This window comes from Nostoc spongiaeforme FACHB-130, assembly GCF_014698475.1.
Classification (GTDB): Bacteria; Cyanobacteriota; Cyanobacteriia; order Cyanobacteriales; family Nostocaceae; genus Nostoc_B; species Nostoc_B spongiaeforme.
In genome coordinates, this window is record NZ_JACJTB010000038.1 from 36,489 (window position 1) to 49,358 (window position 12,870).

Genomic DNA, 12,870 nt, shown 5'->3' on the forward strand with positions numbered 1-12,870 from the left:
AGGGGTGCAGGGGGCAGGGCGCAAGGGAGAGAATCTTTCCTCTCCGCTCCCTGCTCCCTGCACCGAAGCCAGCCACCACGAAAAGTTCTCTTGGCAGACTACTAGAAGTGCTGGATGCTAAATTGGTGTTTGCTCATATCTTCTATTCTGGCGGTTAGCAGCAAAGGTGATATGTGATGGAAATTTCTCTTGACAGTCTGTGGTCTCAGGTGCTAGAGCGCCTACAGCTAGAATTATCCCGTCCTACCTTTGAAACTTGGATTAAAACTGCCCAAGCGGAACGGTTCGAGAATAATTGTTTAGTGATTATTACGCCCAACCCCTTTGCTCGCAATTGGTTACAAAAGTATTACATCAATACTATTGCCAATGTCGTGCAGAGTATTTTGGGGTATCCGGTAGAAATTTACATTACCGTCGCCCAAGGTAATGAAGTTTCGCCTATAGAACAACGAGAAACTATCCAGGAATTTGCTAGTTCTAATTTTGTGTCTGAGAGCCTGACACAGAAAACTCAAACTAACGCCGATTTAAATTCCAAATATGTGTTTTCGCGGTTTGTCGTGGGTGCAAATAACCGCATGGCACACGCAGCATCCCTAGCCGTTGCAGAATCTCCGGGTAGAGAGTTTAATCCGTTATTTTTATGTGGTGGTGTTGGTTTAGGTAAAACTCATCTGATGCAAGCGATCGGGCATTATCGTTGGGAGATTTGCCCAAACTCTAAAATATTTTACGTTTCTACCGAGCAATTCACCAATGACTTGATTACGGCTATCCGTAATGATAGTATGCAAAGTTTCCGAGAACATTATCGGGCGGCTGATGTACTGTTAGTGGATGATATTCAGTTCATTGAAGGTAAAGAATATACCCAAGAAGAATTTTTCCATACTTTTAATACATTACATGAAGCGGGTAAGCAAGTTGTAATTGCTTCTGACCGTCCACCAAACCAAATTCCCCAACTGCAAGAGAGGTTATCTTCACGCTTTTCTATGGGGTTAATAGCTGATATTCAACCGCCTGATTTAGAAACAAGAATGGCAATTTTACAAAAAAAGGCGGAGTATGAAAATATTCGTTTGCCCAAGGATGTAATTGAGTATATAGCAACTAACTACAAATCTAATATTCGGGAATTGGAAGGAGCATTGATTAGAGCTTTGGCATATATTTCGATTTGGGGTTTGCCGATGACAGTAGAAAATATTACCCCAGTTTTAGAAACGCCAAGCGAGAAAGTGGCTGCGACTCCAGAGGCTATTTTAAATGCGGTGGCGGCGAATTTTGATCTGTCAATTGAAGACCTCAAAGGGAACTCACGACGGCGGGAAATTAGCTGGGCTAGGCAAATCGGGATGTATTTAATGCGTCAACACACTGATTTGAGTTTACCGAGAATTGGGGAAGAGTTTGGTGGCAAAGATCATACAACTGTGTTGTATAGTTGTGAGAAAATCACTCAACTCAAAGAAAGCGATCGCAACTTAGGAAACACACTTCGTCAACTAAGCGATCGGATTAATATGAGTAGTCGTTCGCAAAAATCATCAAGGAATTAATCTGGAGTTTTCCACAGCCTGCAAACTAATTACTAATCGAAATGGTTAAGTAATAAATTCCAAATATTAAGTTAAGTATAAAAAACGATTAAAATTAAATCTCTCTGTGGAAAAATAATTCTTTTCTGTGGAAAAAAACCGATAATGCTGTGGAAAACTCAATCCAGTATAATTACCTTGTGGAAAAACCATAAAAGTTTTCCACAGGTTTTCCACAGATATTGACACTGTTTATTAAGAGGTTAGAGGTTAGAGGCTAGGGGCGTGAACAACAAAGACAAGGGAGACAAGGAAGAGGGGGTAGACAAGGGAGAGAGATGTTGATAAATCATTTAGGATTGCTATAGCTGGAAAATGTGAATATTGACTAAAGTAAAAAATACTCATCCTACCTTTAATCTCTAACCTCTAGTTCCTCATCTATGAAATTACTTTGTTCTCAAAGCGACCTCAGCACTAATCTTTCCCTTGTGAGTCGTGCTGTACCTTCACGACCAAATCATCCTGTATTGGCAAATATACTTTTACAAGCGGATGCAGAAACTAACCAAGTCAGTTTAACCGCCTTTGATTTGAGTTTAGGTATTCGTACTAGCTTTAGTGCAGAAGTTTGGCAAGGAGGAGCGATCGCCATACCTGCTAAACTCTTGGTAGATATTACCTCGCGTTTGCCAGAAGGGGAAATCACCTTAGATGACGAGGCTTCAGAAGCATCTACTGGTGAAGGTTTAATTGTCACCCTCACACCCAAAAGCGGCTATTATCAATTACGCGCCATGAGTGCGGAAGATTTTCCCGAACTCCCCATAATTGAAGATGCAGAACCAATTAATTTAACAGCCGCCGCTTTAATTGAAGGACTGCGGGGTTCATTATTTGCTACCAGTGCTGATGAAACCAAGCAAGTTCTCACAGGTGTACATTTGAGTGTGAAACAAGACACCCTAGAATTTGGCGCGACTGATGGACATCGCCTAGCGGTAGTAGAAACCACAAACGAGAGTCCTTTGGCTGGTGGTGGACAATTAGAAGTCACAGTACCCAGCAAAGCCTTACGAGAACTAGAAAGGATGTTGGGGCATCATGCGGCGGAGGATGCGATCGCCTTATACTTAGACCAAGGTCAAGTTATCTTTGAGTGGCAAAATCAACGCCTAACTAGCCGCACCTTAGAAGGTCAATATCCCGCCTATCGCCAACTCATTCCCCGCCAATTTGAGCGCCAAGTTACAGTTGACCGCAAACAATTTTTAAGTACTTTAGAAAGAATTGCTGTACTAGCAGATCAAAAGAATAATATAGTTAAACTCACCATTGATCATGCTGCCCAAGAATTAACCTTATCTTGTGAGGCGCAAGAAATGGGCAGTGGTCGAGAGTCCATACCTGCGGAAATCTCTGGCGAAGATATCGAAATTGCTTTTAATGTGAAGTATCTCATGGAAGGACTAAAAGCCTTACCATCTTCAGAAATTCAAATGCACATCAATCAAAACCTCACGCCAGTCATTTTTACACCCCTGGGAGGCTTGAAGATGACTTATTTAGCTATGCCGGTGCAGCTACGTAGTTAACAAGATTTTGCTGAGGGCGGAGGAGGGCAATTGTCTTCCATTAATATCTGTTGATGGTGTGTTTTGAAAGGCTGACCGTAGATTTATTGGATTTACCCGTAATCTTAAATAATGAATCTACTTTGGTCATGACGTTAGAAAATCACAACATCATTTCAGTTTCATCCAGGCTAAAGCGATGGGGATTTTTAAGAATGAACCTACCATTTTCCTTGATTAAGTCACCTGTACAGTAAACAGGCAGGCGTTCTTGATAAGCTTTTAATGCCAGGATATAGTCACGGTCAGCTAATTCAGTTTGGATGGGACGCAGTTTATCAACTACGATGCCCAACATAGTGATATCGCCACTGAGATGATCTGCATTGGGTGTGGCAATGTGCGTGACGACTGCTTGAATAGTGGTGTTGGGTGCATTTGTAATTAATTCACCGCAAACCGACTGTTGTGTTCTGGTTTCTGCCAATGCGAGAGTTTCAACGACTTCCGCCATACGACGGGAAAAATCGATAATTTCTGGTTTGAGGGGAAGTAAAATTTCAAAACCGTCTAAAGTCCAAATAGCAGCTTTATCACCCTGACGTTGCTGTTGCTGCCAACCATGCGCGACTAAGTAAGCTTCTACTTGTCGGGGGTCGATATATTTAAATTTTTCTACATCCGGGAAAATAGCTGTCATAGGAATTCTCCAACGGCGATGCGTGACATGATGGTTTTGAGTGCGTCGGGACTAAATATATTTTGGCGCTTAATTTCCACAGTGATGGAAGTTTTGTTATCAACTGGTGGTTGTCCACGCAACGATAACCAGTAACCGCAACGTTTGAGACAAAGAGATTCTTCGGTTTGCGATAACCAGTCGCTAACAACTTCTGGTACTAAGACAACTATTAATAGTTGTGGCACAAAGGGGTCATCTTCTCTGAGTTCGTCATAATTTTTAGTGCTGAGTTTGTATTTAATAAATGTTTCTTTGAGAATATCTTGGGATGTAGATTTAATTTGTACGTCAAATCGAGGCAAACGCTTGGAGTTGAGTTTTCCTGGTACGGTGATTGTAGCGTCGATGCCGCTATCATCTAACCTACGTGTAGCAGCTTGTAGAGAGTAGCCAGCAGTTGCCGTGACAGCATACACATAAGCGTAACTAAAATCTTCTTTTTGGGTACTGAGGCTCATTATTTACAGACTTTAATGCTAGAGAATTTGAGATAAAAATTGGCGAGTTCTGTCCTCTTGAGGGTTGGTAAAAAATATATCAGGTGTTGCTGACTCTACAAGAGAACCGCTATCCATAAGCATTACTCTGTCAGCAACTTCACGGGCGAATCCGACTTCGTGGGTAACTACAACCATCGTCATTCCATCACGGGCTAGAGTACGCATCACATCTAATACTTCGCGTACCATTTCTGGGTCTAAAGCTGAGGTGGGTTCATCGAATAGCATAATTTTAGGCTGCATCGCTAATGCACGCGCGATCGCTACCCGTTGTTGTTGTCCACCAGATAACTGTCCGGGATATTTCTGTGCTTGTTCTAATATTCCTACTCTTTCTAACAGTTGCATTGCTAATTCTTCCGCTTTCGCTTTTGACCAGCGACGTACCCAAATTGGCGCTAAGGTAATATTTTGCAATACAGTGAGATGGGGAAACAAATTAAATTGTTGAAAAACCATTCCCACTTCTTGCCGAATTGCTTCAATATTCCGCAAGTCGTTACTCAGGGTAATCCCATCAATAATAATTTTTCCTTTTTGATATTCTTCTAAAGCATTAAATGTCCGAATAAAAGTAGATTTTCCTGAACCAGAAGGCCCCATTAATACTACTACTTCTCCTCGGTTAACAGTTAAACTCACACCTTGGAGAACATGAAATTTTCCATACCATTTATGAACATTCTCAGCAATAATAATTGATTCTTTATCTATCATCATGAATTTTTCTACCTGAATTGTATTTTTAATAACATCTAGTAAATAAAAATATTGCCTGAATTTTACCAAATTGACGGCTCTGAAAATTAGAGATTGATGTATTATTAAATCTTAGTACTGTTACAAAAAATTCGGTGTCTAAACCAGCAGATACAGGTGGTAAGCGATTAATTAGTCTCGCTCCCGATGCCTGGGTAAAATGGGTAACGCAGCGCCCAGAAGTCATAGCAAAAGAAATTTTAGGTTCTGAGTTTCAGTGGATTAGCCGCGAAACAGATGTGCTTGTAAAAGCATACAGTGAGGCGTGTGGTGATTTTTTGGTACTCACAGAATTGCAATTGCGCTACACAACCAAAATGCCTTTAAGGATGAGGGCTTATGCGGCTTTGGCAGAGGAACGTTACCAACTGCCTACTTATCCAGTATTAATCAACATCTTGCCACCGCCAACGACAGTAACAGTTGTCAGTAGTTACGAGCAAGAATTTTTTGGATTACGTGCTATCCAAGACTATCGCGTGATTAACTTGTGGGAAGTAGATGCTGAGATTGTGTTTCAGCAACCAATACCATCTTTGTTACCATTCGTGCCGATATTGCGAGGCGGAGGAGAAGCATCTGTTGTACAACGCGCACTACAAATACTACGAGCAGATGACCAGTTCAACCAGTTAGAATCATTGCTGGCATTTTTTGCTAGTTTTGTGTTAGAGACACCTTTAGTACAGCAAATTATGAGGTGGGATATGACAGTATTAAGAGAATCACCTTGGTATGAAGAGATTTTAACTGAAGGTAAAGTATTAGGTCTTCAGCAAGGCTTAGAACAAGGCTTAGAACAAGGCTTAGAGCAAGGTGCGCGACGGCAATTAATACGGGTGTTGCAAAGACGCTTTGGCGAAATTTCACCTTCAGTAGTCGCAAGTTTGGAAAGTGCGAGTGTAGAACAGCTAGAAAATCTCATGGATGCGGCTATTACTGTCAGTTCTTTGGCAGAATTTATGACTTTCTTATCTGATGAAAGTGATACCGCACAATAATTAATTAAACTGTCTCTCTAAACGTTGGGAGACTAACGACATTGAATAGCAAAATAGCCAGTAAATTAACCCAACAAATAAATAAACTTCTGCATAGCGCCCGATAAATTGTGGCTGTGCCAAGATGGAACGAGAAATGCCTGTTAATTCTACTAAGCCTAGTAAAGATAACAGTGAAGTATCTTTAAATAAGCCAATAAATTGTCCGACAATTGCCGGAATAACTGCTCGTAAAGCTTGAGGAAGGACAATTAATATAATGATCAATGGTGTTTTTAATCCTAATGCTTTAGCGGCTTCAATTTGCCCACGGGGAATTACTTGCAGTCCGCCACGGACGTTTTCTGCCATGTAAGCTGCACTAAATAAAACTAATCCGGCAATTGCTCTAATGACTCTATCTAACCGCCAATCTGTTGGTAAAAATAAAGGTAACATGACTTGAGCGAGAAATAAAATACCGATTAGTGGTAATCCTCGCACAATCTCTATATATAGAATAGAAAACCAACGTAAAATAGGCAAATTACTAGTACGTCCTAAAGCTAATAAAACACCTAAAGGAAACGAAAGTATAATACTCACGACTGCCATTAAAACAGTGAGTAGTAATCCATTCCATAAATTTGTAGGGACATTTTGTAAACCCAATCCTCCGCCAATTAGCCAGATGATTAGGGGAAATGATAATAGCCAGAGTGGAGATAGCCAAGGAGTTATAGTTTTATAAAATTTTTGACTCAGCCAAAAGCTTGTTAATGTTAATGCCGCAATAAATAGTAACCATATACGCGAGGTGAACTCCAAAGGCAGAAAAATTAATAATCCACTATAAGTAAAAGCAAAAATAGCAAATCTCAGCTTAGAAAGACTTTGTTTATGAAATAAAATACCGCTAGTGATGGAGAATAAAACAGATGCGATCGCCAAAACAATCCAAGCACGCCAATATAGGGTTTGAGGAAATCTCCCAACTAAGAATAAGCGCAAGTTAACTTGAATTACTGTCCATTGTGCTTGAGTAGTTGCCCAAATTATGACGTTACGTAACGCCCAAAATATAAATACTAAACAGACAACAGTTAACAGGCTGTTGTACCAAGTGTTAAATAAGTTTTTCCGCAGCCAAGTTAATTGATAATTTATCATTGATTCTTTTCCATATAAATCAAATTTTATTTGGATAAAAAATACAGTATACCTAAAAAATTCTCTTTCCTACTCCCTATTCCCTACTCCCAGTCTTTTCAGATAATTTCAAAAATCAAACCCAATTCCTATATATCACTTTTATCTCTCTGGAATTTTTACGGTACGATTGAGCAAATTCATAATTATAGAAATAGTTAAGCTCAAGGTAAGGTAAGTAAACATAAGTAGTAACATTACTTCTACGGCTCTCCCGGTTTGATTAAAGGTGGTAGAAGCGACAAAATAAATATCGGGATAACCAATAGCGATCGCTAAACTAGAATTTTTCGTCAAATTCAGATACTGACTAGTTAATGGCGGAATGATTACCCGTAAGGCTTGGGGAAAAACCACCAAGCGCATTACTAATCCAGGTTTGAAACCAAGCGATCGCGCCGCCTCCCATTGTCCTTTAGGTACTGATTGAATCCCACCCCGGACAATTTCTGCAATAAACGCACCTGTGTAAAAAATTAACCCCAACAGTAAAGCCGAAAACTCTGGAGAAAAATGAACCCAAGGTAATTCAATGCCATTTTGACTGAGACTGATAAAACCCCAAAGAGAAATTTTATTGTCTGCTTTAGGAAAACTCAAAAAAACAGCAAAGTACCAAAATAGTAATTGCAATAGTAAAGGCGTATTCCGAAAAATCTCTACATAAATTAAGCTGATATTTCGCACTAACCAGTTATCAGATAACCTCGCTATCCCAGCAGTTATGCCGACAATTGTCGTGAAAAAAATGCCTGCGATCGCCACCCGCAATGAGTTAATTAATCCCACCCATAAAGCACGGGTATACGTATCAGTGGCTTTGTAAGTAATTGGCGTTTCACCAATATCAAAAGATGCTTGCTGCTTGAGAAAATCAAAGCCGAATTTAATACCTAATTGTTGTAAATTGCGGCTCAGGTTACTCCAAAAAATTATTACTAAAATTGCCACTAAAAACACAGCAACAAATTGTGCTGTGATTTGCCAAAAACGATAATCACGCCAAATGGGGGGTTTGTCATTTGTCATTAGTTATTTGTCCTTTGTCAAAAGTATGAAATTTCATACTTCACACTTCATCTAAATGGCGGAGAATAAAGCAACCCACCCTTCGTCCAGAGTTGATTTTGACCACGGGCGAGATTGAGTTTGGTTTTGGGGCCGAGGTTGCGATCGTATACTTCCGCGTAATTACCAACGTGTTTGATGACTCTAGCAGCAAAATCGTTAGTTAAACCGAGTCCTTCACCTAAGTTACCTTCTGTGCCTAAAAAGCGTTTAATATCTGGATCGGTACTGTTAGCCATTTGCGCGACATTCTGAGAATTAATCCCCAATTCTTCGGCTTTGACAAGGGCATAAACTACCCATTTCACAATGTTGTTCCAGTTTGTGTTTCCTTTAGCAACTGCTGGCGCGAGGGGTTCAGAAGAAATCACTTCATCTAAAATCACGTTTTCTTCTGGTTTGGGTAGAGTTGTGCGGCGGGAAACCAAGGCGGAACGGTCGGCTGTCACTCCGTCACAACGTCCTTCAGCGTAGGTGGCGAAGGTAATATTTACATCTTCAAAAACAACTGGTTTGTAGGTAATACCGCGTTTACGCATCTGGTCGGCTAAGTTTTGTTCGGTAGTTGTACCAGTCTGCACACAAATTGCTTTGTCTTTTAAGTCTGCTAATGACTTAATGTTGCTATTTTTGCGAACCATGATGGCTTGACCATCATAAAAGACAACAGGTGCAAATTCTAAACCAACGGAGGTATCACGGCTGAGTGTCCAAGTTGTGTTGCGACTGAGAATATCTACTTCCCCAGTTTGGACGGCGGTGAATCTTTCTTTGGCGTTGAGATTGCGAAATTCAATAGCATTGGGATCATCAAACATTGCTGCGGCTACAGCACGGCAAACATCTACATCAATACCATTGTATTTACCGTCAGTACCGACAAAGCTAAAACCGGGAATTTCGCCACTCACACCGCAAATTAACTGACGACGACTTTTAACTGTATCCGTGCGATCGCTGGTTGTCTTTGTTGTTTGGCTTGATTCTCCACTACAAGCAGCAAGTGTCAAGATTAAAGGTGCGATCGCTAGAATCCAAGCTGATTTCCACATAAACTTTCGTGAATATTAAATCCTAAACAATGTGTTGACGACTACAATATTTTGGTAAAAAATTCAGTCGATGTTTGTAATATAAGACTTTTTGGAGATTTTTTAGCATCTGTGTTGTCAAGCAGTTTTATTTGAGTTTGGTGATCATCAGGCTTTAGATTCCAGACTTCTTCAAGAAATTGAGCATCTATTTTTTACTTAAAATTGGAAATTTATCTAGCTTTTTATTACTCATGGTATGTGCATTTTTAACTATTACTTGAAATACTGATTCTTGAAATACAAAAATTGTGAAATATTTTGTCCTTATGGGTACTTTCTCGAACATAATTTTCTTATTTCATAGAATTTAGACATATCAGTCGAAAAAATCCGAAATTATGCAGTATTTTATTGCATACTTCTCAACAAGCAGAAGTCGCCACATCAACCTAAACATAGACCCCTAGCAGGTTACACTAGTTTTGGTGACAGCCGCTCCACCATTTCTTACGAGGCTTTTATGGGAGCAAATCTCGAACAGATTGCCAGTTACTTAGACAAACTAGGTTGGGACTACCGCTTTGATGATGAAGAAGACCGTATTATCACAGGGGTGGAAGCTGATAACCTAGAAGATTTTCTGATAGTTGTTCAACTAGATGAGGAGGGAAAGTTTTTCCGCATTTTTGCGCCTCAAGTTTTGGCTGGAGTGCAAGACCATCCTTACAAAGCGGCGATTCTCCAGACGATGTTAGCCATTTCTTGGGAAACCAAAATGCTGCAATGGGAATATGACCCATCCGACGGCGAAATCCGTGCCATTATTGAATTTCCCCTGGAAGACTCGATTTTGACAGAAAAGCAATTTCAACGTTGTTTGAGTGGGTTAATTCAAATTGTCGATAGTATAGCTATCCCTCGGTTGAAAGAAGTGATGGCTACAGGGGAAGATCCTGGAAACGTGGAAATTGGCGAAAGAATGTTACTCACGATTCAGGAAGAAGCACCAGGTTTACTGGAAATGTTAGAAAAGGCAATGGAGGCCAGAAAAAAACGAGGGACTTTTCCAAGTGACTGAGGCGGATCACCACTTAAATAGCTATACTCCAAAGTGATACCCTCTCTATATACTGAAATTTTCTAGGGCTGGATTTTATGACATCCTATGCAACCTCCTCTGCCAAAGCAGAAATGAGTGAACTCCGGCGATTAAAAGGCTTACTACCACCAGAATTGCAAAGCTGGGTCACAGTTGAAGGCACAACTGAGGTCAATCCACCCCTGATCCGCAGCGAAGAAATTGGTAAAGACCAAGTAGAAATTCAAATTGACTTGGTGAAATGGGATGCTCTGGCTATGGATCAGCGTAATCTGCTGTTCTGGCATGAAGTTGCCCGCATTCAAATGGATACAATTCCCAAAGATGGTTGGGAAATGGCAGCATTGGCTATTGGTTTAGGCGGTGCTGTGGGTGAATTGTGGGTACAAGATGGATTGTTGCTGGTGTTAGCCTTGGCGCTATGTGGTGTTTCTGGCTGGCGACTTTATCAAAAAAATAATGGCGAAAAGCAAATGCGAGAATTGCTGGATGCTGATGAAAAAGCGATCGCACTAGCAACTCGTTTTGGTTACAGTCTCCCCAATGCCTACAAGAGTCTCGGTAGTGCCTTGAAAACCTTAATTGATACTACTCCCAGCAAACGCCAACGGTCTCGTTATGAAGCACGACTTTCTGCCCTCAAACGCAGCGCCAACAAGGCAAAAGCTAAATCTCGCTCTCCAGAGGATAGCGGACTGTAACTACAAAGAATTTCTTGGGTGGGCAGTACCCACCCAAAGCAGTATTTATTTACTTTTGCACAGATTTAAACTGTCGCTTCACAAATAAACTACTAGCAGCCAGTAAAATTAGTCCCGCCGTTGTGGTTGGTTCGGGAACTCTTGCTGGTGGTACAAATCCTGCCAATTCTTCTTGACTGGCGTTTAAGGCGTAAACAAAAGTTGGAATTAAAGACTGTCCTGTAGGACAACCGCTATCAATGGGGACTTGAGAGAAGTTAGTCCCATCTGTACACACATCAAATTGTTCATTATCGCCATTTTGGGTCACGCTGAAGTCGTTATCTGTCCCGACAATCAAGGCGTAAGAACCATCAGCAAGTTGCGGCCCAATTGCCAACCCTTCAAATTTTTCGGGAATGGTTTGTCCAGCATTTCTCAGAAATTCGGCAATATCAGCAAACAAAGTCTTACTGACGGGTGTGATTCCAGCAGGTAAATCATTGATACCTGTCAAGCTAATATCACTCACATTGGTTGCACCAGTCAAATCAATTTTGTAGATGCGTTTACTAGCAACAGGAATCGCACCTGTGGGATCTTCCACACCCACACCACGATTATCCCGTTCCAAAACTAAAAATTCGTTATTGTTCAAGGCTGTAATGGAGCTAATACCAATATTGCGTCCTTGAGAATTGGCTCCAAAAGTATCATCAGGAACACGGGCATTAATATCTGCCAAGCTTTCTAGCTGATAGATGTATTGAGCAGTACTATTCCCGGTGTTAGTGTCAAATTCCACTATTCGTAAATTGCGGCTGCGTCGCCCATCTGGGGAACCTTCATTAACTAACGGGTCTTGCAACATAGCAAATAGGCGGCTACCGTCTGGGCTGAGGGTTACGCCTTCAAAGCCACGATTGTCTTGACGACCAGTGGAAATTGTGGGACGACCATCAACATAGTTAATTGTGCTGTCATTTTGTCTGGGGATCAGATTGCTGGGGGTGTTAAATGCCCGGAGAAAGGAACCAGTCGGGCTAAATTCGTAGACAGAGGGGCCATATTCATCAGAAACGTAGAAATTCCCATTCGGAGCGATCGCAAATCCTTCTGGGTCAAAACTGCGACCAAGAAGGCTGGCATTTCCATTGAGGATTCCGGGATTTAAGCCGTTAAAGTTTTGACCATTTTGGGTGAAGATAATCGTGTCTAGTAATTGGAAATTACTGATGGCTCCTGTATTTTGGTCAACATCCAAAGAAAATTTCTGCACTCGTGGATTGTAGCTGATGACACCACCACCGGGGCCGCGATCAGCCAGGCTATAGTACACATTATTAGAGCGATCGTAGTACAAGTCAGAGAAAAACCCCAGGCGATTGGTGTTGGCGCTATTCGTACTAGAAGCAGATAAATCTGTACTACCACCGGGAATTGTGATGCCATTAACCAAAGAAACTGCACTAGCAGTTGTGGCCGATCCGGTAATACTAACTACGGCAGTGACCAGGGAAAAACTGAATCCAGAAATCCAATGCTTGACAGAAATCATGTACACCTTGCAAAAAGACACAGTGGTTTCAGCTTTGGACTTCTAGATTAAAGAAAGGTTATCGAAAAATTAAGGTAGTCAATATCACATGGTTACTTAATAGAATACGGTTTTGACATGGGA

12 protein-coding genes are annotated in these 12,870 nt (G+C 41.0%); 5 read left to right on the forward strand and 7 right to left on the reverse strand.

Features of this window, described 5'->3' with window-relative positions:
- The first annotated feature begins 176 nt into the window (after window positions 1-176).
- A complete protein-coding gene (dnaA, locus tag H6G74_RS23040; RefSeq protein ID WP_190969872.1) occupies window positions 177-1,565 on the forward strand; it encodes a chromosomal replication initiator protein DnaA in 1,389 nt (462 codons plus the stop codon).
- A gap of 422 nt (window positions 1,566-1,987) precedes the next feature.
- Window positions 1,988-3,139, forward strand: coding sequence for a DNA polymerase III subunit beta (gene dnaN, locus H6G74_RS23045; protein WP_190969873.1), 1,152 nt, complete (start codon window positions 1,988-1,990; stop codon window positions 3,137-3,139).
- 142 nt (window positions 3,140-3,281) lie between these two features.
- On the opposite strand, the gene H6G74_RS23050 is transcribed toward dnaN, so the two are convergent.
- From H6G74_RS23050 to H6G74_RS23060, 3 genes are read right to left on the reverse strand one after another with little or no spacing between them, the layout of a single operon-like run.
- Complete coding sequence (locus tag H6G74_RS23050) at window positions 3,282-3,818, reverse strand: hypothetical protein (protein WP_190969874.1); 537 nt, start codon at window positions 3,816-3,818, stop codon at window positions 3,282-3,284.
- A complete protein-coding gene (locus H6G74_RS23055) occupies window positions 3,815-4,318 on the reverse strand; it encodes a DUF4365 domain-containing protein (RefSeq protein ID WP_190969875.1) in 504 nt (167 codons plus the stop codon). Before H6G74_RS23055 ends, H6G74_RS23050 begins: the two co-directional genes overlap by 4 nt.
- A gap of 18 nt (window positions 4,319-4,336) precedes the next feature.
- Entirely contained in the window at window positions 4,337-5,077 is a 741-nt protein-coding gene (locus tag H6G74_RS23060) for an amino acid ABC transporter ATP-binding protein (protein WP_190969900.1), read from the reverse strand.
- 137 nt (window positions 5,078-5,214) lie between these two features.
- Here H6G74_RS23060 and H6G74_RS23065 point away from each other — a divergent pair, with 137 nt between their 5' ends.
- A complete protein-coding gene (locus H6G74_RS23065) occupies window positions 5,215-6,120 on the forward strand; it encodes a DUF4351 domain-containing protein (protein ID WP_190969876.1) in 906 nt (301 codons plus the stop codon).
- Here H6G74_RS23065 and H6G74_RS23070 read toward each other — a convergent pair whose 3' ends face one another.
- The 3 genes from H6G74_RS23070 to H6G74_RS23080 all read right to left on the reverse strand — a co-directional run bounded on the left by H6G74_RS23070 (window position 6,121) and on the right by H6G74_RS23080 (window position 9,428).
- The gene (locus H6G74_RS23070) at window positions 6,121-7,269 is read right to left on the reverse strand and encodes an amino acid ABC transporter permease (protein ID WP_190969877.1); all 1,149 of its coding nucleotides are present in this window, start codon (window positions 7,267-7,269) and stop codon (window positions 6,121-6,123) included.
- Window positions 7,270-7,410: 141 nt separating this feature from the next.
- Complete coding sequence (locus H6G74_RS23075; protein WP_190969878.1) at window positions 7,411-8,337, reverse strand: amino acid ABC transporter permease; 927 nt, start codon at window positions 8,335-8,337, stop codon at window positions 7,411-7,413.
- A gap of 47 nt (window positions 8,338-8,384) precedes the next feature.
- Complete coding sequence (locus H6G74_RS23080; RefSeq protein ID WP_190969879.1) at window positions 8,385-9,428, reverse strand: amino acid ABC transporter substrate-binding protein; 1,044 nt, start codon at window positions 9,426-9,428, stop codon at window positions 8,385-8,387.
- 502 nt (window positions 9,429-9,930) lie between these two features.
- Here H6G74_RS23080 and H6G74_RS23085 point away from each other — a divergent pair.
- The gene (locus H6G74_RS23085; RefSeq protein WP_190969880.1) at window positions 9,931-10,488 is read left to right on the forward strand and encodes a hypothetical protein; all 558 of its coding nucleotides are present in this window, start codon (window positions 9,931-9,933) and stop codon (window positions 10,486-10,488) included.
- A gap of 77 nt (window positions 10,489-10,565) precedes the next feature.
- A complete protein-coding gene (locus H6G74_RS23090) occupies window positions 10,566-11,210 on the forward strand; it encodes a DUF3318 domain-containing protein (protein ID WP_190969881.1) in 645 nt (214 codons plus the stop codon).
- Window positions 11,211-11,259: 49 nt separating this feature from the next.
- On the opposite strand, the gene H6G74_RS23095 is transcribed toward H6G74_RS23090, so the two are convergent.
- Window positions 11,260-12,747 carry an esterase-like activity of phytase family protein gene (locus H6G74_RS23095; protein ID WP_190969882.1) on the reverse strand — a complete coding sequence of 496 codons (1,488 nt, stop codon included), beginning with the start codon at window positions 12,745-12,747 and terminating at the stop codon, window positions 11,260-11,262.
- Window positions 12,748-12,870 lie beyond the last annotated feature (123 nt).

Bases quoted from the DNA above. Each gene is read 5' to 3' on its own strand.
- H6G74_RS23070 (WP_190969877.1), bottom strand. From the start codon at position 7,269: ATGATAAATTATCAATTAACTTGGCTGCGGAAAAACTTATTTAACACT.
- H6G74_RS23085 (WP_190969880.1), top strand. From the start codon at position 9,931: ATGGGAGCAAATCTCGAACAGATTGCCAGTTACTTAGACAAACTAGGT.
- H6G74_RS23090 (WP_190969881.1), top strand. From the start codon at position 10,566: ATGACATCCTATGCAACCTCCTCTGCCAAAGCAGAAATGAGTGAACTC.
- H6G74_RS23075 (WP_190969878.1), bottom strand. From the start codon at position 8,337: ATGACAAATGACAAACCCCCCATTTGGCGTGATTATCGTTTTTGGCAA.
- H6G74_RS23060 (WP_190969900.1), bottom strand. From the start codon at position 5,077: ATGATAGATAAAGAATCAATTATTATTGCTGAGAATGTTCATAAATGG.
- H6G74_RS23080 (WP_190969879.1), bottom strand. From the start codon at position 9,428: ATGTGGAAATCAGCTTGGATTCTAGCGATCGCACCTTTAATCTTGACA.
- H6G74_RS23050 (WP_190969874.1), bottom strand. From the start codon at position 3,818: ATGACAGCTATTTTCCCGGATGTAGAAAAATTTAAATATATCGACCCC.
- H6G74_RS23055 (WP_190969875.1), bottom strand. From the start codon at position 4,318: ATGAGCCTCAGTACCCAAAAAGAAGATTTTAGTTACGCTTATGTGTAT.
- dnaN (WP_190969873.1), top strand. From the start codon at position 1,988: ATGAAATTACTTTGTTCTCAAAGCGACCTCAGCACTAATCTTTCCCTT.
- dnaA (WP_190969872.1), top strand. From the start codon at position 177: ATGGAAATTTCTCTTGACAGTCTGTGGTCTCAGGTGCTAGAGCGCCTA.
- H6G74_RS23095 (WP_190969882.1), bottom strand. From the start codon at position 12,747: ATGATTTCTGTCAAGCATTGGATTTCTGGATTCAGTTTTTCCCTGGTC.